Origin of the sequence: Streptomyces sp. NPDC020422 (assembly GCF_044386705.1) — a bacterium.
Classification (GTDB): domain Bacteria; phylum Actinomycetota; class Actinomycetes; order Streptomycetales; family Streptomycetaceae; genus Streptomyces.
In genome coordinates this window covers 62,416-81,378 of the sequence record NZ_JBIRVJ010000016.1, presented here as the reverse complement: position 1 = coordinate 81,378, position 18,963 = coordinate 62,416, and the positions used below count along the sequence as shown (strand labels likewise).

Annotated in this window: 12 protein-coding genes; 7 read left to right on the top strand and 5 right to left on the bottom strand. The window is 68.4% G+C overall.

All coding sequences use genetic code 11. The annotated features are described in order from the left end of the window. Positions 1-169: 169 nt before the first annotated feature. Positions 170-2,656 carry a hypothetical protein gene (locus ACH414_RS32970; protein ID WP_398944685.1) on the bottom strand — a complete coding sequence of 829 codons (2,487 nt, stop codon included), beginning with the start codon at positions 2,654-2,656 and terminating at the stop codon, positions 170-172. A 668-nt stretch (positions 2,657-3,324) separates the two neighbouring features. Here ACH414_RS32970 and ACH414_RS32965 point away from each other — a divergent pair. Then, on the top strand, positions 3,325-3,501 hold the full coding sequence (locus ACH414_RS32965; protein WP_382548707.1) for a hypothetical protein: 177 nt from the start codon (positions 3,325-3,327) through the stop codon (positions 3,499-3,501). Positions 3,502-3,689: 188 nt separating this feature from the next. Here the strand turns inward: ACH414_RS32965 and ACH414_RS32960 are convergent, their stop codons facing one another. Continuing rightward, positions 3,690-8,018: an AAA family ATPase gene (locus ACH414_RS32960; protein WP_391115721.1), complete on the bottom strand. Its 4,329-nt coding sequence runs from the start codon at positions 8,016-8,018 to the stop codon at positions 3,690-3,692. 153 nt (positions 8,019-8,171) lie between these two features. Between ACH414_RS32960 and ACH414_RS32955 the strand changes: the two genes are divergently transcribed. From ACH414_RS32955 to ACH414_RS32935, 5 genes are all read left to right on the top strand, one after another. Next, a complete protein-coding gene (locus tag ACH414_RS32955) occupies positions 8,172-9,029 on the top strand; it encodes a hypothetical protein (RefSeq protein WP_391115722.1) in 858 nt (285 codons plus the stop codon). Positions 9,030-9,836: 807 nt separating this feature from the next. Further along, positions 9,837-11,024, top strand: coding sequence for an ABC-three component system protein (locus tag ACH414_RS32950; protein ID WP_391115723.1), 1,188 nt, complete (start codon positions 9,837-9,839; stop codon positions 11,022-11,024). A gap of 48 nt (positions 11,025-11,072) precedes the next feature. Next, entirely contained in the window at positions 11,073-11,558 is a 486-nt protein-coding gene (locus tag ACH414_RS32945) for a three component ABC system middle component (RefSeq protein ID WP_391115724.1), read from the top strand. A 4-nt stretch (positions 11,559-11,562) separates the two neighbouring features. After that, positions 11,563-13,515, top strand: a complete 1,953-nt coding sequence (locus tag ACH414_RS32940; RefSeq protein ID WP_391115725.1) for a DUF3732 domain-containing protein — start codon at positions 11,563-11,565, stop codon at positions 13,513-13,515. A gap of 187 nt (positions 13,516-13,702) precedes the next feature. Further along, on the top strand, positions 13,703-14,014 hold the full coding sequence (locus ACH414_RS32935; protein WP_391115726.1) for a hypothetical protein: 312 nt from the start codon (positions 13,703-13,705) through the stop codon (positions 14,012-14,014). A gap of 84 nt (positions 14,015-14,098) precedes the next feature. Here ACH414_RS32935 and ACH414_RS32930 read toward each other — a convergent pair whose 3' ends face one another. After that, a complete protein-coding gene (locus ACH414_RS32930; protein WP_391115727.1) occupies positions 14,099-14,725 on the bottom strand; it encodes a hypothetical protein in 627 nt (208 codons plus the stop codon). A gap of 395 nt (positions 14,726-15,120) precedes the next feature. On the opposite strand from ACH414_RS32930, the gene ACH414_RS32925 reads away from it, so the two are divergent. Beyond that, a complete protein-coding gene (locus ACH414_RS32925) occupies positions 15,121-16,734 on the top strand; it encodes a DUF4041 domain-containing protein (RefSeq protein ID WP_398944681.1) in 1,614 nt (537 codons plus the stop codon). A 316-nt stretch (positions 16,735-17,050) separates the two neighbouring features. On the opposite strand, the gene ACH414_RS32920 is transcribed toward ACH414_RS32925, so the two are convergent. Both ACH414_RS32920 and ACH414_RS32915 read right to left on the bottom strand, forming a co-directional pair. Continuing rightward, a complete protein-coding gene (locus ACH414_RS32920) occupies positions 17,051-17,332 on the bottom strand; it encodes a hypothetical protein (protein WP_391115171.1) in 282 nt (93 codons plus the stop codon). A 488-nt stretch (positions 17,333-17,820) separates the two neighbouring features. Further along, entirely contained in the window at positions 17,821-18,837 is a 1,017-nt protein-coding gene (locus ACH414_RS32915; protein WP_398944678.1) for a hypothetical protein, read from the bottom strand. Between the last annotated feature and the right edge of the window lie 126 nt (positions 18,838-18,963).

The window sequence follows — 18,963 nt, the reverse complement described above, 5'->3', positions numbered from 1 at the left end:
TCCTCATCATCGGATCTGGGAGACATCACCCTATCCCTGTTCTCGTCATCATGACGAGAACAGGGATAGGGTGATGTCTCCCAGTGGAGCTGACAAGGCGCACTGCCGCCGTAGCGAGGCGCGGCAAGCAGGCGGTGTGCACGAGCTCGCGGCTGCTGGCCCGCTCATCTCACCAGGGGGGTGCGGCGGTCCCCTGCGCGGTCAGGCCGTTGGCCAGCAGCGCCCTCCAGGTGCCGTCGGGATCGTCACATGCCCGTTTCCCGGCCAGAATCTCAAGAGGCTCCCTGTCGCCGGTGTCAGCGGCGATCCGGGCGAGGAATTCGGCCTGCGTGTGTTCTCCGGCGGCTTCCAGACGCATGGCGAGCATGCCGGGAGCCCAGGGCATGCCCGCTTCGTAGGCGCGCCACAGCAGCGGCAGCGCCATCTCGTCGCTGCGTCTTTCTGCCAGCTGCCGCACGACCGAGGTTCCGAGGGAGGCGGCCGCCTGCCAGGCCAGCCGTTCGGCCGTGTCGAAGCTGCCGGCCTTCTCCCGCTCCCTGATCAAGTTCCACAGCGGCTGTGTGTAAGCACCGGCGGCGGCGCGCAGCGTCCACTGGTCGGCTTCCTCCGTAAGGCCGGCGTTCTCCGCGTCCTCGACCAGGGCCGCATAAGCCTGCGCGATGCCCGCGGCAGCCGCGCTCTTCAGCAGGGCCTGCGCCTGGGCCCGGTCGGCGCTCGCATCGTGGCGGGCGCGGTGGGCCAGCGTCCACACAGCCCACAGCTCGCCCTCGGCTGCCTTCTCCCTGACCAGCGCCTCACCATCGCTTCCTTCTCCCCGCTTGTGCAGGCGGCGGATGAGCATCTCCAGGGCCCACCGGTTTCCGCCGTCAGCGGCGCTGCGCAGTTCGCTGTCACCCGTCTGCTCGCCCTCGACCGCGTCGAGGAGGGCCACGAGCTCACGCAGAGCCCATGTCTCACCCGCGGGCATCGGCAGCCTGCTGGGGCTGATGAGATCGGTGAGGCCCTGCAGCCGGGCCAGGAGATCGATGAGGCCGCTCTGCGGGGAACGGAGCCGGCGCCGGCGTTCCATCACGGCGACGGCATGACGGTAGTACCGGACTCCGTCCGCAGGCCGTGCCTCGGCGGCCGCCTTCTGGGCAAGCAGCTGCAGCGGCCGCGTCTCACCGCAGGCGAACGCTTCCATGGCGGCCTCCTCGGCTTCCGCCGCTGTACCGGACTCGGCGGCGAGAAAGGCGAGTTCGCGTGCTGCTTTGCAGTCTTTGGCCGCTTGCAGGATGCGACGGGCGCGGTCAAGGTCACCGCTGACCCGAAGGTCACTTGCATACGCATGCAGCACCTCCGTATCACCGCACCGGGCCACCTCGTCATACCAGCGGGCAGCCTCGTCAAGCTGTCCGTCCTCCGCCAACGCCCTGGCAAGAATGAGCTGAGCGGCCGGCATACCCTTGTCCGCTGCCTCTCGCAGCACCTGTTCGGCGCCTGCCAGGTCCGCTGCGTCTACCAGCTCCCGCAGGTATTCCTCGAGAGCTTCCACGTGTCCTGCGAGGGCTGCCTGCCGGCGCACGCGCGTAGCTTCCTCGGGTCTGGCGCGCTCCTGCCACAGCCACGCCAGTTTCAGAGCGGAACGCGTGTCACCGCTGTCGAGGACTTGCTGGTAGAGCAGCGCCGCGTCCTGGTCACGCCATCGTGCCTGAGCGGCCCTGGCCAGCGACGTCAGTGCCTGGGGATCGACCAGATGCCGGCGCGCCGCCTGCCAGAACGATGCCGGGGGAGCGGCGTACCGACGCTCCCTGCGACCGGCCTGGTCCAGGTAGTCGGCCAGCAGGAACCGGGTCGTGCCGTCGGAGGCACCCGGTCGGGCGTGGACCGGGCTGAGCATGCCCCGCACGCCGCGAAACGGCGTCGCCACGTAGGCAAGGGCCTGCTCGAACCAGTCCTCGCCCAAAGCCTCGTACTCGCTGTCGCTCAGGTACCCGTCTGCGGCGGCCTCCAGGAAACCCTGTGGTATCCGGGGCACCCCGCCGAGGCGGGAGAGGTCCATGGCGGCCCGGACCAGCGCGGCCGCACCAGGCGGAGCCATGCGATACCGGTCGGTCAAGGCAGGAGCACCAGCCAGATACTGGGTGATCTGGCCGTCCGCCGCCCGCTCCATCGCCTCGGTCAGCCGCGGATCGTGGGCACCGACCGCACGTATGTCGTCCCTGACGGCCTGGTCGAAGGAGGAAGGCACGTGGACGGCCCGGCCGACAAGCAGCTCACGCGCCTGCGGATAGCGGTCGGCACCGAAGGGACGGTCGGCCATCAGGGTCCAGTGCTCCGGCCAGACGGTCGCCAGGATGAGGACAGGCCCACGCTCTGGATCCTGAAGCAGCGCGCGCAGCCCCGCTGCCACCCGCTCCGCCTCCTCGCCGGCGCTTTCCCCGACGTACCGCTGAAGCTCGTTGAGCCAGATCGCGGTGCGCGGCGCAATGCCTTCTTCCAGGGCATCGACCAGCGCCTTGGCAGGCGTCGGGTCGAGCGGGTGCCACAACCGCCACCCTGCCGGAAGCTCCCGCACCGCCTCCCAGCATGCCCGGGTCTTGCCGGACGACGAACCCCCGACCAGAACCACCATCCCGCTCGACCCGGCCCCCGCCCGCGCCACCACCTGCCGCACCGCTGCATCGTGCGCCCTGCGCACGTACAACGGCAGCGCTCCTCCTCTGTCGGAAGCTGCCACGGCCGAGGGGTGTACTTCCCACTCGCTGCAAGCGTCGGCAGCCTGAAGGGCCGAAACGAGCGTTCCCCGTCCCCCAGAGGCGGCCAGGGACTCGGCTGTCACCACGCGGGGGCGAGGCGGACGCCCGCCGCGCAAAGCCCGCTTCTCCGCGCGGGCCTCCTCCCACAGCTTTGTCCATGAGACGTCGGGGACCGGCTCACCTCCCCTGCGGGCCAGTGCCGTGAGGTGTCCGAAGAGGAACCCGACGGCTGCCGGGTTCGAAGGAACGCTCTCTCCCTTCAGCCAGGCCCCCAACGAAGACGTGCTCAGCGCAACAGGCGGAGCCTGCTGCCGCCCAGCACGCACCAGTGCTTGGAGCGTCGGCTTGCCCGCCTTCAGATGAAGACCGTCCAGCACGCCCGCGAACTTCTGGGCCGCCGTCCGCCCCTGCATCCACCACCCCATCCGGCCCGCACACCGCCGGAAAACCTCTCATGCGGGCCCTGACCAGCGTAGACGCTCACCAGCGGCGCGAGCACACATCGCCGGAAACTCCCCGGACGAGGCCGAATCACCTCACCACACCCCGCCACGAACGGCGGGGTCAACCCGTGAGGAGACCCACCGTGCTCACCCTGCTCGAACTGATCAACGAGCCCATCAGCACCACTGTCATCGCCACCCACGGCCTGACCGTCGTCACCGTCGCCCTGCTGGCGGTTTTCGACCCGTCCGCCGAGCGCCGGAAGGAGGCCCGCCTGGTCCTGGCCCTGCTGCTGGGCCGCGACCGAGACGACCGGTGACGCAGAGCAGGTGCCGCCGATGCCCGGAGACGGACGTCGACGGCACCTGCGTCCGGCGGCCAAGATTCACCGCGTGGCGATCCGCCCTGCGCGGGTTAAGGACACCGAGCAGCTGACCGCTGGAAGTTCATCGGCGTGCTCCGTCATCGAGGCCGGCGCCTCACACCCGCCGAGACGAGGCAGGTCTTCTACGGCACGCCGTGTCCAGAGTTCCATTGGACAGAGGCATGCCCGGCAGGTCCGCTGATGTGCAGCATGTTGTCCGGCCCTGTCGTCTGTGTGATGTGCGTGACCGGTGCGGCGGTCAGCACGCAGTGCACCAGCTCACCGCTCGACGGTTCCCACAGGCGCAGGCCCGTACCGTTGCCGGTGGCCACCAGCCATGTTCCGTCGTCCTGACGTACCGGGATGATCGCTGTGGTCAGCGGGGTGTCGATCCGCCTGGCCGGCTTCCAGGTGCCCGGAGCGTACAGGGTCACCTCTTTGCCGCTGGCGACGGCCACCACGGGAGCGTCTCCCGCTACGGGAACGACGCAGGCGCCCCGGCCCGCGGGTGGGGTGAGTCTGGCTCTCGTGCCCGTAGAACTGTCGGCCGCATTCCATATGCTCATGTGTCTCTTGGTCACGCCGATGACTTGAACGCACGCCGTCGGTGACGGATATGCCGCCAGGTTGGTGATCTTGTCCTGTGCCGAAGGCTGCAGGAACCAGTGCTTCCCGGTGAGCAGGTCATGTCCCCACAGGGCGGTACCGTGCGCGATGAACAAAGCGGGCTGGCCGCTGTTGAGCCTGGCTCCCAAAAGCATCACGCCCCACATGGGTGTTCCCACGATTTTCTCAACGAGTTTTATCAGTGGCTGCCACAGCACCACGCCCTGCCCGTGCGCCACGGCCACCGCAGGCCCATTGCCCAGGTCCGGCACTCCTTCCACGCACCGCACCGGCGGCGGGCATTCCAGATGATCAAGCCGCTGACCGCTGACCGGATCCACCAGGGACACACCGCCGTCCTGTGCCACTGCCAGCCACTGCCTCCCGTCTGTCTCGCTGACGACCGCGCTGACCTGCGAGTGGACCTGGCCCCGGACTGCCGGCGAAGGGTGCGCCGGTGACACACCCTGCGCACGCAGCAGCGCAATCCCTGCGTCGCTGGTGGCCGCCAGCCCCCAGGAGCCGTCCTGCAGGGTCACGGCGGTGATACGAGATCCAGCAGGGCAGTCGAAACGTGCCAGCTCCAGAGGTGTGTCAGCGGCGGTGTCCCAGACCGTGACCGTGCCCGGACTCCTCAGCCCCAGTACACGGTGGCCTTCCGGCAGCGTCAGTATCACGGCCCCGTTTGCCCGTCCGGGAAGGTTGCCCCTCACTCTGCCCTCGAAGGGATCGAACAATTCGACCCTGTTCTGGCGCATCACGGCCAGCAGGTCATGACCGTCGGGCCCGGGCGCCGCGTCAATCCGAAGGGACACAGCCGACGGCAGCGCGACCGGCGTTGTCCTGCCGGTGAACGGGTCGTGCAGCATGAACTCGGCGCGATCCCTGAACAGCCGCACCATCCGGCTGGCAGGACTACGCAGCCAGGCAACCGTCTTTAGACTGCGAGAGGCAACAGCGCCGATTACCTCGCTCACGCCCTCCGAAGGACGCCACCGCACGATGTTGGATGCGCTCTCGACGGCCACCTGCCACCTGTAAGGCCCGTCCTGCAGGACCTGGACGTGGTGGGCGTCCACTCTCCGCAGAGAAGCAAGTTCCCGCCCCGACAGTGGATCGAACACGCCAGCCCCCTCCTGACCGCCGGCCACCAGGAACGAACGTCCGCTCGTTGCTTTGATGACGCTCAGGTCCCAGGTCAGCCCTGTGTCGATCTGCACGACCTTCTGTCCGCTCGAGGCGTCCCACACCGTGATCCCGCGGCGGGTGCCCGCGGCGATCAGACCGCGTCCCTCCGCGGTGGTGAGCGCGCACAGCGTGAAGACGTGCGAGTCTGCCGAAGCGACCACATTGGCGCGTGGCCGCCACTGCACCCTGACCGGAACCGTGCCGGGGCCGGCCTTCAGGCCGGCGACCGGAACGGTCGCCGGGTCCTCGACAACACCGTCCTGGCGCTCCCCGTTGCTGCAGGCCGCCAGCTGAAACCGCACAGAACTCAGCCGCGACACCGCATCGACCGACTCATCGATATAAGGCTCGATCAGCCCGGCCGCCGCCAGCACCCGGCGCTTGCCGTCCTCCACCGGCAAGGGCAGCCCCAGCCGTGCCCGCACCGTCCCCGAACTTTCCCGCGCAGCCAACGACACCGGCATGATCGAGTCGTCCAGGACGCCCCCGGCATCGGCGTGAGCCACCGTATAGCGGCGCACATAAGGATGCGGTGCCCCCGGAGCAGCCCTGCGCGCCAGCTCCGCGCAAGCCTCGGCGATCGCACGATGCCCCTGCACCAGTCCCGGCATCCCTCCGATGGCATCAGCCCAGTCCGCAGCCGTCTCCTTGTCCGGACCATAGGCAAGGTCGGCCGGGTTTCTCAGGAGAACCTCCGTCAGCCGTTGGTGGGCCGGCCGGTAGGTGACCCGGCCGTCCTCTTGGCCCGTGACGAGGTAACCCACCAGACGGCTGTGCCGCACCGTCCTGATGACGTCATCCAGCTCCTGTGCTCCCGGCGCTCCCGCGCCCAGCACCGCCGAGGCGACCGCCGGCCACACCTCCGCCCACGGCAGCCCGGAACCCTGCGCGAATGCGGTGGCACGCAGCACGGCCAGCAGCACGTCGATCCGCACCGACTGATCGAGAGCGACCTGCCGCAGGTCGCTGCTGAACAGCGCCAACGTCCCCTCCAGCAGACGCTCGCGCCACGCCTTTTCATCTGTGTCCTGCACCGCAGGCGCGCTCCGCAGCTGCGCTGCCGCCAGTCGTGCGTCAAGGAACGACGGCTCCACGGCCCGGGCGATGATGTCCGCCGCCTGTCCGGCCGCATCTTCAAGGCCGTGATAGGGGCTGCTCTCCGGCATCTGCAGCAGCGCCCGCACATAAGCGGTGATGTCCCCGACGACTCCCGGACCATCCGTACGCATCCGTGCCAGCGGGACTTCCTGCTCCACTGCGTTCGCCTGCAACAGCGTGTGCAGGACATCGAGCAGCTGATCAGCCGCCGCATCCCGCAGTTTGCCGTCCCCCGCTCCCAGAGCCGAACTGCGCATACCCAAGACCAGGCGGACAGCGGGGCTGCCATCTGCCCCCTTCAGTCTCGCCAGCGGCACCAGGACATCGGACAACACGGAACGAGGCTGCTGTGCCTCGTCGACACCGTCGACCACGACGGTGACGGGCCTTGCCAGGCGGATACCCGTATCGCCGAGCAGCGTCAGCAGCGCCTGCAGAGGGGGAGCGCTCGACACCGCCGCGCCGAACGCGGACAGCAGATCCTGCAGCAACTCCAAAGACGACTTTCCCCGGGCCACTACCGCCGCGTCCACCGATCCAAGCCCGGGACGCAGCTCCTCAGCGACCGTACTGACCACGTTCGCGAATCGGGACTCGACGGCAAAGAGAGGATCGCTGAAGGTCACCAGCCGGGCCAGCAGAGCAGACTTGCCCGACCCGGCTGCGCCCGTGACCGCCAGTACGCCCTCGCCGTCGGCGACGAACTCCACGAGCTGCCTCATCAGTGCCTGACGCCCGCTGAAGTACCAGCCCGGATCGCTCTCACCGGTGCGGCCGGAGGCCCGGTTGAGCCAGTACTGGTCCAAGGCCGGCGCCGACAGCGCCAACGGCTGCCGAGGCGCCTGCACCACCTGCTCCTCCGCAACGAAGTGCGGGTTGGGCAGACACAGGCTCGGAACATCATCGCGAGAGCGTGGCCATGCCCACACTGCCTCGATCAGACCGGGGTTCTCCCGCCCCACCGTCCTCAGCAGACTGTCCCACTCCTCGAAGGTCAGATGAGAAGCGGTAAATCCTGCGGACTCGTCTCCCGCCTTCGCCAGTGCCTTGCCCAGCAGCTCGGTGAACTCACCCACCCGCGGAGACTCGTGGAAATCCCCACTGACAACAACGGCCAGCGTCTTCAGTCGCCTTCGCGCGAGGGACAAGTCCTCCAGCAGTTTTCTCAGCTCACTGTCCAAGCTGCCGGCGAAGCAGGAGTCGACCAGCACCAGCACGTGCTCCGCCTCGCTGTCCAGCACCTGCGTGACCAGCTCGCTCGTAGGGAACGCCGTCCCCAAAAGTCGCCCGCTCGAAGTGTCCCCGAACGTCAGGTAGTGACGCCCCGAAGGGCCGCGCAGCCCGTGCCCGGTGATGTAGACGACGACCGCCTCATCCCACTCGGGCCGTGTCAGCTCCTGCTCCACCAGAAACGCCCGAAGGTCCTCGGCCGAGCCGAGCTTGGCTCGCGCAGTCTCGAACCGCCGCCCCGAATCCAGCGCCGGATCCGCCAGCCACCCGGTGACCACCTGCACCTGTTCACGGATTTTCGCGGCGAACGCCTCATCCCCGGTGAAGTAGTCATCCACCGAAACGATCACCAGCTGTCGAGGACCCCGCACCGCCACACCTGTCCCACGTTCTTGAAATCCCGCCCTTGTCCATGAACCTTAGCCACCGGCGCAGCGCCGTCTGGATACGATCGCCGCAACAAGTGGCCCTCGTGGGGCCGGGCTCGGGGGAGACACACCAGCATGCACATCGTCGGGATCCACGGCATCTGGCAGGGCAAGACCACCAGCACGACGCTCTCGGCCGAGTGGTCAGCAGCTCTCGCCAAGGGACTGCGTACCCATCACGGCCCCGCATGCCCGCTCCCGCCACTCACCGTGGCCTACTACGGGCACCTCTTCCGCCACCCAAGCCGGCACCTGAACGCAGACGAGAACACCCCCCTGGTCGACGACGACGAACCCTTCACCGGCGAAGAAGAAGCTTTCGTCCTGGGCACACTCGCCGAGTACATCCCCCCGGGAACCGACACCCAGGACATCGCGACCGAAACTCTCGGCCTGGGCATCCCCTACGCCCCCCGCCCGGTCGCCCAGGCGCTCGCCGCAGCCGACCGCACCCTGGGCCGGGGCGTGGGCCGGCACCTGCTCAAGCCCATACGGCAGGTCTACCGCTACCTCCACCACGACATCGGCGACCGCATCCGCGACGAAGTCCGCACCGAGCTCCACCGCCCCGGCCCCCGCCTGGTCATCGCCCACTCCCTCGGCAGCGTCATCGCCTACGACATGCTCACCCGGCAGGACACCGGCCCTGGCCCCGACGGCCTCACCACCCTGGTCACCTGCGGCTCCCCCCTGGGCTGGCTCACCGTGCGCCGCTCCCTGGGATGCGAAGACGGCCTCAGCCTTCCGGCAGGCATCGACTGGATCAACCTCCGAGCCGCAGGTGACATCGTCGCCCACGGCGGACTGGCATCCCTCGCCCCCGCCATCCAGGACGAAGTGGTCAACAACGGCATCGCAGAACCCCACGCCGCCCACCGCTACCTCAGCCAGCAGACCCTGGCCGGCGCCGTCACCAAAGCCGCATCCCTCTGACACCAGACGTCACAAGAACGCGGTCAAGACCGCCGAGCGGCGGCGCTGTCGGCGGCAGCCGGCCACCCGCCGCAGCGCAAGCAAGAAGCCAGCACACGCAAGCCATGACGACAGGCCTCCTGAATGGCGCAAGCAGCCGCACTCGGTGAGGCCTCTACCATCCGCCGCACTCCGCTGCTCTCCACTCTTCTGCCGTCCTCAGGGGCGACCGGACACACCCAGGCATGCACCGCGAGACGGACCTGCTGCCCGGAAAACCGCGTCAGCACCGCGAGCCGGAACAGACGCACGGACAGACCCTGCGTATCCACAGCGCCCCCAGTGACAGTCACCGCGCCACGTTGTGCACGGCATCCGCGGCCTGTCTGCTTCTCTTCCCCCCACAGCAGACAGGCAGCCAGGCGGAAACAGGAGAGCCGGATCCGGCCCGCGCGCGTATCCGCGACCCCGCCGGCCCAGACGGCCTGTGCAGGCAGTCGGCGTGCCGCGGCGGCAGAGCCTGCATGACCCATTCCACCTCGACCTGCCAGATCACGCAGTCGATGTCACCGCTGCCGCCGTCACTGCCGCCCAGGTCGTCCGGCTCCTCAGGCACGGCCTGAGCGGGAGGTTTGCGACGGCCACCGCGGAAGTGATCGGCGGTCGTGGTGGAGGCGAATCAGCACCGGTTTTTCGCGGCCCGAACATCACAGCACCGCCGCGAGATTGACGTAGCGTGCGCCCCATCGAGACAATCGTACGTAAGTTCGATCCGAGGGTGGGTATGGCGCCTGGACGCCGCGATCAAGTGGGGGGAGACTGCACGTCATGAGAAAGGGTTCGCACGGTGCTGCTCCGAACGCCATCGGCTACCAGCACCAGACCTGGTGGGCGCTGGTCGAACTGCTGCAGAGCGGTGCCGACCGGCCGGACGCGGCACTGAGTCTGGAGCTCTACGACGATGTGGCGTGGGAGGAGGAGGGGACGCCTACCGAACTCCTTCAGATCAAGCATCACATGGGGGAGCACCGGATGCTGACCGACTCCGCCACGGACGTCTGGCGCACCCTGAAGGTGTGGATGGACGAAGCCTCCCCAGCGGACGCCAACGGTCCTGCACTCGCTCTCGTCACCACCGAGACCGCCGCTGATGACACCGCCGTCGCGGCACTGCGCTCCTCCACCCGCAACGACAAAGAGGCGCTCAGGCTCCTCGAACAGGTCGCGCGCACCTCGAAGTCGCAGCTGACGCAGACTGCCCGCCAGCAGTTCCTCAGCCTTACCGGCTCCGAGCGCCTGACGTTCGTCTCCAGGATCCGGGTGATCGACCAGTCGCCTCACATCCAGGACATCGCCTCCCAGGTCAAACAGCGGCTGCACTGGGCACTGCCGCCCGGCCACGAAGACCTGTTCCTGGCCGGGATCTGGCGCTGGTGGGACGAGACAGCGCTCGCTCTTCTGCGGGGGACCCAGCGCCGCATCGACGTCGGAGACGCCCAAGCTGCGATCGCCGACATCAGAGACCAGTTCACCCGCGACAACCTGCCCACCCTCGTCGAACTCGGCGACGTCAACGCCGGCGAGCTGGAGCAGAAGTACCGCATGCACCCGTTCGTGCAGCAGATGCACTGGGTCGCCTTCCCGCCGCGCAACCTGCAAAAGGCCATCGTCGACTACTACCGCGCCTACACCCACTCAGTGCGCTGGCTCGAAGAGGACCTCATCGGCGCAGCCGAGCTGACCCGCTTCGAGAACGAACTCGTCGACGAATGGGACCGCGAGTTCGAGTGGATGCTCGACTCCCTTGACGAAGACGCCGGCGACGACGAGAAGAAAACCGCAGGAAAGGCACTACTGCGCCAGCTGCTCGGCCAGACAGGCCTGTGCGTGCGTTCGCGCTTCAACGACCCCTTCTTCGCCCGCGGACAGCGGCACATGCTGGCTGAGCTGGGTAAAGTCGGCTGGCACCCCGACTTCGAGACGCGTATCGCCCAACTCCTCAAGGTGAACGCATAACGGCGCTCTGCCCTCTAACCGACCGGCCGTACACCAGCAAGGACTCGCATGACCGTCTGGGCTGACCGCCACCCGATCTCCGCCGCGATGCTCAATCCTGCTCTCATCTCGGCGGTCCTGGCCACGGCCGCCCAGGGCTACGACAAGGAGAGCGACCAGGGCATGCCCTGGGCTCTGGGATTCATCGTGGCCCCCCTGGTGCTGCACCGCCCCACACGACAAGCCCTGCCGCCCTCGACACGAACCCACCTGGCAGCCTGGGCGGGCCAGCATCCGGTCATCCGGGCCGGCTTTCCTGCCCGAGCCCAGGCCCTGGCGGAAACGGTCAAGGAAGGCACACGATTCGGCCTCGCTCACGACGCCCTCGCCCTCGAACCCGAAGGGCGCGTGAGATCTACCTTCCGCAGGCCACGCGGCTTCAAGACCCCGCCCGAGCTTGACCAGATCCTGCGAAAGGCCAGTCTGACCGGCCGCTGGCTGTCCAAAGCGGAGAGTCCTGCAACTGTCTTTGCGGTCCTGGGCGTGGCACCCTGAGCCCGTGCAACTGCTCGCGATCATTCTGTACAGCAAGTCAGGCAACCGTCAGGTCCTGGACTTCACACCCGGCGCCCTGAACGTCGTGACGGGCGAGTCGAAGACGGGCAAGAGCGCTCTGCTCGAGATCGTCGAGTCCTGCCTGGGCCGAGACACCGTGCAGATGCCGGTCGGCCCCATCACCAGCACCATCTCCTGGTATGCAGCTCTCTTCCAGCTGGACGCCGGGCGCGTGTTCGTCGGCCGCCCCGCCCCCAAGCCCGGCAAAGCCTCCACCCAGCAGGCCATGATCGTCTTCGGAGCGGACCTCGAACCCCTCGAATACGACGAGCTCGAGGTCAACGCCGACACCAACGCTGTCCGCGAGCAACTCGGGCGGCGCATCGGCATCGAGGAGAACCTCCACGAACCGCCCACCGGGTCGAGTCGGCAGGCCGTGGAAGCCCACATCGGCCACGCAGCCCTGCTCTGCCTGCAACGCCAGAGCGAGATCGCCGACCCCGGCTTCCTCTTCCACCGCCAGGGCGAGCAGTTCATGGCGCAGACCCTGAAGGACACCATTCCGTACTTCCTCGGTGCCGTTCCTCGAGACCAGGCACTCAAGCGGGCCCAGCTCGCAGCCGCCAAACGCGACGTACGGGCCGCGGACACCGCCCACCAGCAAGCCCTTCAGGCCTCCCAGACAGCCGAAGCCGGCCTGGCCTCACTGTGGCGTGAAGCATTCACGCTCGGCATGGTCCAAGACGAACAGCAGCCGGACCGCGACACGGCACTGTCCCTGCTCTACCAAGCCGTCAACGCCGGACCCGTGCCGGCCGAAGCCGACCCCGAGACGGCCACCCGCAAAAATGCCCTGACCACGCAGCGCGACGAACTGCGTACCCGCCTGAAAGCGATCACGACAGACCGCGAGACGCTTCTGCAGCAGGACACCACCGCCACCGACTACACCGGCGCCGTCCGAACCCAGACCGCACGCCTCGCCAGCCTGAACCTCCTCGACGTACCGCCGGACGCAGACGCCCATACCTCCACCGCCTGCGCACTGTGCGGATCGCTCCTGCACGAGCCCGACCCGACCGCGGCCGAGCTGCACGCAAGCCTGGCCCGCCTGACCGTGCAGCTCGAAGACGTCGAAGCCGCCCGGCCGGCCAGACGGGCAGCCCTGACCGCACTCGACGAGCAGGCCGACACACTGCGCGCCCAGATCCGAGCCACCGACAGGGCGCTGCAGGCCCTCGCCTCCTCCTTCGCCGCCACCGAACGTCTCTCCGACACCTCCCGGCACGACTTCATGCGCGGCCGCATCCACGCCAGCCTCGCGGCCCTGCCCTCCAGCACCGACACCGAGGTAGCCCGCCTGCGCAGCCTCCTGGCCACCGCCCAGGCCCGAGTCGACGCCCTGACAGCGGAACTCGACCCCAACGAAGAACGCGAACAGCTCACTTCGCGTCTCGTCGCCATCAGCCAGGACATGACGGAGTGGGCCGACAGGCTCCAGCTCGAGCACAGCGGCCAGAACGTCCGCCTCGACCTCAGCCGCCTGACTGTCGTCACCGACACCGAGCAAGGGCCGGCCCCGCTCTTCCGCATCGGCAGCGGCGAGAACTGGATCGGCTACCACGTCATCGCCCACCTCGCCCTGCACCGCTACTTCACCCGCCAGCACCGGCCCGTCCCGCGCATCCTCATGCTCGACCAGCCCACCCAGGTCTGGTACCGCTCCGAAGTCGACCAGGCATCGGGAGCATTGGAGGACGACACCGACCGCGCCGCCGTAACGCGACTGTTCCGGCTGCTCTACGACGTGGTCCGCGAACTCGCCCCCGACCTGCAGATCATCGTCTCCGACCACGCCAACCTCGATGAGCCCTGGTTCCAGGACTCTGTGAGCCACAACTGGAGAGGCGGACGCAAACTGATCCCGCAGACCTGGATCGACGAAGCCGCTCGCTGACACCAAAGCCCGGGCAGGCGGCCAGCGAAAGGCAATACTCCTGCGACCCCAATCCAGGCGGGAAGGACCGCTGCCGTCCAGCCCCCGGAGTGCATCCGGCGGGCAGACGGTGTAGGACCATCTCCGTAGGGGCGGTATACCGAGTGTGCTGAGCCCTTCTTGGGAAAGTGTCGAGGAGTTCGTTCTGATGACCCTCACCAAGGACGAGGAACTCGGCGGACTCACCACTGGCCTCCACCGATGTCTGGAACTGTGGATCCGGGCACGCCGCGCGACCCGCGCGCCGTACGACGTTCACAAAGCGCCCGACCCCGCCTTCATCTTCTCCAGGGCAGATCTGAGCCGTGCCCTGCGCCGGCAACACATCTGGGCCGGTTATCTCCCGCCGGGGGAGAGGCAACGAATCGCGGGCTCGTGGTCACTGCCGTCAGCACCGCCTGCCGCGTCATCGCGGGCGACACCCTTCTCGTCGACCTTCACCAGACCGCTGCGTTCCTGAGGGTCTGCTACATACTCGAACTCGCGGAGCTGGAGCTCTGGCTTCACGCCACCGCCCGGGCACACGACTACGGGATGCGCTGGATCAGCTGGTGGCAGTGGCCTGATAGAGGCCGCGGCCGGCGCGGGCGGCCCGGGAGGTGGCCACGAGGCGGTCGAGGGTGCTGCGGACGGCGTTCACGGCACCCGTCGAGGAGTCACGGCCGAGTGCCTGAGCGACGTCCCGCGCGCGCATCGGCGTTTCCGGCGTGCGGGCGAGAACGGCGATCACCTGCTCGGTGAAGCCGGCAGAGTCCTTCGCAGCGGGTGCGGCCTTCCGTGACGCGGCCGTGACGCGAGGCTTCTTCGCGGAGGATCGTTCCTTCCTCCCGGTGGCCTTGGCGGGCGTCCCCTTACGTTCGCTGGCCGTGCGTGTGACCGCGGCCTTGCGGGGCGCGGGAACCGGACCGGCCTCCTGCACTGTCGTCGCCTGGACCGCGGTCTCGTCCTCCACCTCAGCCGGTTCAGGCGTGGCCCGCACCGCCTGAGGGGCGGGGGTCTCGGCCAGGGCGAGCAGGGCTGTCAGGGCCGTACGGACCGACAGGACGCGCTCCGAGACCGCGGCCAGCTCCTTCTCGAGTTCCAGCTGAAGCTGCTCCAGCTGAGGAAGCTCTTCCTGGAGCGCCGCGGTCGTCGCGTCGATGCTTTGGACGGGCGTAAGGGAAGAAGACACGAACAACTCCTTGAAAGTGGGGGGGACCGGAGGCACAGAAACCGGCCATCTGATGTGCAGGGTACGGGTTCCTGGGCAGCACACGAGTGGTACGTCCCGTACCCCCGCGTGGGCGAGACACACTGACCGGCCCTGGGCGCGACGCCGGCCGTCTCGGCAGGCACGGTTCCACCCGGAATGCTGGGCTGCATGAAGAGGCTCCTCCAGGCGGCGTAATACCAACGCCGCCTGGAGGAGCCTGACAGGAGAGGTCCCAACCGGCGGCAATACGTGCCGGGCACGGCTCTGCCGAAGCCGCAGTGCGACGGCCCTCGCCCGCAGGCCTTCGGTGGCAGCCAGGACGCCGTTTTGCGCCGAATCTTGAGATCGGTCTTCCTCCCGGCCACCTGCACGGCATGATCGCGCGGGACATCGAGGGCGGGGCACCAAATGGTGTCGGGGGAGGGGAGTGCACGGTGAGTGTGAGCGGGTTCCGGTTCAATCCGCCGCCGAACTGGCCACTGGCCCACGGCTGGGTCCCTCCGGCGGACTGGACGCCCGACCCGTCCTGGCCGCCGCCCCCTCCCGGCTGGCAGCTGTGGCTTCCCGACACATCCCATGGCGCGCCGGCGGCGGCCGCTGTGCCCCAGCAGTTCACGCCTGGGCCCGGCATTCCCGTCAGCCGCAAGAAAGGATTGTTCGGCCGCTGGCGGCGCGACGAGGCGAGCGAGGCGGAGGAACTCCGGCAGTGGATCGCGCAGACCCAAGGCGCCGACGCCGCCCAGGTCGCCGGCCTCATACAGCGGACACGCCAGGAGGCAGCCGCCCTGCACGCTCAGGCGCAGGCCGAGTTTGAGGCCCTCGTGGAACAGGCTCGCCAGGCGGCCAAGGACATCAAGGCAGACGCCAAGCAGGCTGCGAAGGAAACCGAGCGGATCCGCAAGGAGGCCGAGCAATACCGCGGGGAGATCTACCAGGCTGAGAGCCGTCTGACCGAGCTGCGCGCGCAGATCGTCACCACCGACGAGACCGTCCTGCTGCAGCAGGCCGGCATCTACGCCTATCACCACCAGCTCCACGACGCGGTCGCCTACCGCAGCCGCCTGGACTCCCTCAAGGCCGAGATCAAGAACCTCGCCCGCAACAACCAGGCGGTTCTTGCCGCCACGGACTGGACCGTCAACGGCTCCGCCCGCGAGGGCCGAAAGATGATCCGCGACTTCTCCAAACTGATGCTCCGCGCCTACAACGCCGAGGCCGACTACGCCGTCCGCACCATGCGCCCCCACCGCCTGACCTCACTCGTCGACCGTCTCTACAAGAGCCGCGAGACCATCGCGAAGCTTGGCGCCACCATGCACATCCGCATCTCTGACGCCTACCACGACGCCCGCGTCCGAGAACTGCAGCTGACCGCTGACTTCCTGCAGAAGAAGGACGAGGAGAAGGAAGCACAGCGCGAGGCAAGGGCCCGTGAACGCGAGGAAGCCGCCGCCCAGCGAGAGCTGGACCGCGAACGGGAGAAGCTGCACAAGGAACTCAACCACTACGAAGCCGCCATCGAGCGCCTACGCGCCCAGGGCGACCACGAAGCGGTGCGCGACATGGAAGCCAAACTCGCCGAGATCCACAACGCACTCCAGGACGTCGACGCACGCGCCGCAAACGTCCGCACCGGCTACGTCTACGTGGTCTCCAACATCGGCGCCTTCGGCGACAGCATCGTCAAGATCGGAATGACCCGCCGCCTCGAACCCCTCGACCGCGTCTATGAGCTCAGCGGCGCAGCAGTCCCGTTCCGATTCGACGTCCACGCACTCATCTTCAGCAAGGACGCCGTCGGACTCGAAACCCGCCTTCACCAGGAGTTCGCCGACCGCCGCGTCAACCGCGTCAACAACAGGAAGGAATTCTTCTACGTCACCCCCACCGAAGTACGCACAGCACTGGAACGCTTCGCGGGAGAGCACTTGGTGGAGTTCACCGAGACCCCTCAAGCACTCGAATGGCGTGCCAGCAGGACAGGCTGACCAGGACGGGACGCTTCATGGCCGAGGAACACCCGAGGTCACGGCTGTGATCCCAGCCGTCTCCACGGCAGCCACGTGACGTTGGTCGGCCCAGACGCTCTCCTGGGACGCGTGCCTCAGTGCGCGTCCTCGCCATGTCCTTGCGCCGTGTCGCCGTTCTGGGCCTGGTCGAACACAGGACGGGCGTTGCGCGAGCCGGCGCAGCACCACGATGGTTGGCCGAGGAGCCTGGCGCCGGGTGACGCCGCCCGCACTCTGTCCGCCCCGCTGGCGGGGTACAGAGCATGCCAATGGGCAGGCCGGAGCCGCTCGGCCTCTACTCGGGTGCTCTCTGGGATGGGTCGATCCACATAGGAAGCACGGTGAGCCCGTTGCCGTCGCGGTGCCGCTCCTGCTGCGTGGTGCGGAAACGCTTTGTGATCTCGTGGGCCACGTCCATCACGGCGCTGGTGTCGCTTGCACGTAGCTCGACGCTGACACTGCCTGCGTCTGCGGGGGCAAGTTCGACGGGATGGCTCCCTACCGTGACGGGCACGTGAGTGGCGTCGGCGCAGAAGAATCGGGTGTCCGGGTCTTCAGGATGATCGGGATCAGCCACGAAACCGGCTCCGTGCGTTGAGCATGCTGGGAACGTGTTCTGGACGGCCGTGCAGACGGCTTCGGCAGCTGCGGGGCTTCCGCTGAAGAGGCGAATGCCCACGTGTCTGCGGGGATCAGAGGCTGGGCGCGGCATGGTGACCTCCGGGTGCAGGAGCCCCATACATTCCAGCATCTGCTTGTGCTCGGATATCGGCATGTCGTGCCCCGCCATGGGCAGGCCGACCCCGGCCGACGGCACGCACAAGCCACACCGCCATGGCTCACAGGCCGTGATGGGGCCGGGGACATCGGAACGGACCAGGACCAGCGCCGGTGAAAGACACATCTGCTGTCGGCTCACGCTCGGCGTGCGCCGTGCGGTCTCTTCGCGGATCATGAGGCTATAGCCCGCCCGGCAAGCCGTCGCACGTTGCCCCGGGCGGGCGCCGTCCGACATGGAACGCCGCCAGGTCCGATCAGAGCACGGCGAGGCCTGCCCGCTCTGCTTCAAGGCAGAAGGGCGGCGACCGGCAGGGAAAGCCCAAGACAGGGGTGCCGTCCGGCATGCGCACGCAGATGCCGTGCTTCACAGCGCATCACCGGAGCGAACACACTTCCCTGAAGAGGACCGGACGCCAGCCGGTGATGCGCCCGGGCAGCGGCCAGCAGCGGCCGGGCCCAGTCCGGGACCACGTACACGACGCACGACCGGTGCGCGACGCCGTGAACCTTGATGGCAGACACGTCGCCGGTGATATCGAGATCGCGAGTCCAGCGCAGACTGCCGAGACCGACCCGGGTGAAGGCCAGCACGCTCAGCGCCCCGGCAGCGAGCGGATGCGCGAGAGCCGACACGACCGCTGAGCTTTGCCCACCGACGGCGATCGCAGGCATAACGTGCCCCAGATGCGCCGCCACGCCGCCGCAGTCAGCAGCCGGCCGCCCTCGCCCCGCCGACGCAGGCCCCCGTTCCGGCCCCGCAGACGACCGTCTGGAAACCCCCGCCCCCGCCGTGACACCAGGCCTGCACGCGAGCGGCTCTCCGGGAGGGAAGGACGGGCGTGCGGGGATCGGCCCCGGTTCGGCAAGGAGGGCCTCAAAGCTGTCCCTGCCGCGCAGACGGCGCTCCACCCGTCCCAGTACCGGCGGCAGCTTGCACTCCTTGCCCTGCCACAGCAGCGTCAGCTGCACCCCCGTTGCCAAGCGCCAGGCAAGCAGTTGGTCGATCCGCCGGGGCGTCAGCAGATGGACACGGGAGACCAGCACATGCCGTACCGCGGTGGCCTGCGCCCAGGCGGCTGCCGCACGCCATGCCGCGTCCACCGAGTCCATCCACACATCGGGGGAGTGGGGTCCCGGGGCCAGCCGCTTGCCCAGGGCATACAGCACGTCATGTGCCAGCGCGGCCGGGTGGCCGCTGGCCGTTGTCGGATGCACCACGATGCGGCCGGCGCCGGGACAGTGCGCATCGAGCGCCGCCTGCGTGTAGAACAGGTCATCCTGCTCATCCACCACCACGGCCACCTCTCCGTAGCCCGCCGCAATCACCCTGCTTTCGTTCCTTCCGCATCACGCCCGTCGGCCACGAGGCCGTTCACTGTCCCACCCACGGCGTCCTGCACGGCTGCCGGCGCCGGTCCGCCCCCGGAG

Bases quoted from the DNA above. Each gene is read 5' to 3' on its own strand.
- ACH414_RS32935 (WP_391115726.1), top strand. From the start codon at position 13,703: ATGACCCTCACCAAGGACGAGGAACTCGGCGGACTCACCACTGGCCTC.
- ACH414_RS32945 (WP_391115724.1), top strand. From the start codon at position 11,073: ATGACCGTCTGGGCTGACCGCCACCCGATCTCCGCCGCGATGCTCAAT.
- ACH414_RS32955 (WP_391115722.1), top strand. From the start codon at position 8,172: ATGCACATCGTCGGGATCCACGGCATCTGGCAGGGCAAGACCACCAGC.
- ACH414_RS32925 (WP_398944681.1), top strand. From the start codon at position 15,121: ATGATCGCGCGGGACATCGAGGGCGGGGCACCAAATGGTGTCGGGGGA.
- ACH414_RS32950 (WP_391115723.1), top strand. From the start codon at position 9,837: ATGAGAAAGGGTTCGCACGGTGCTGCTCCGAACGCCATCGGCTACCAG.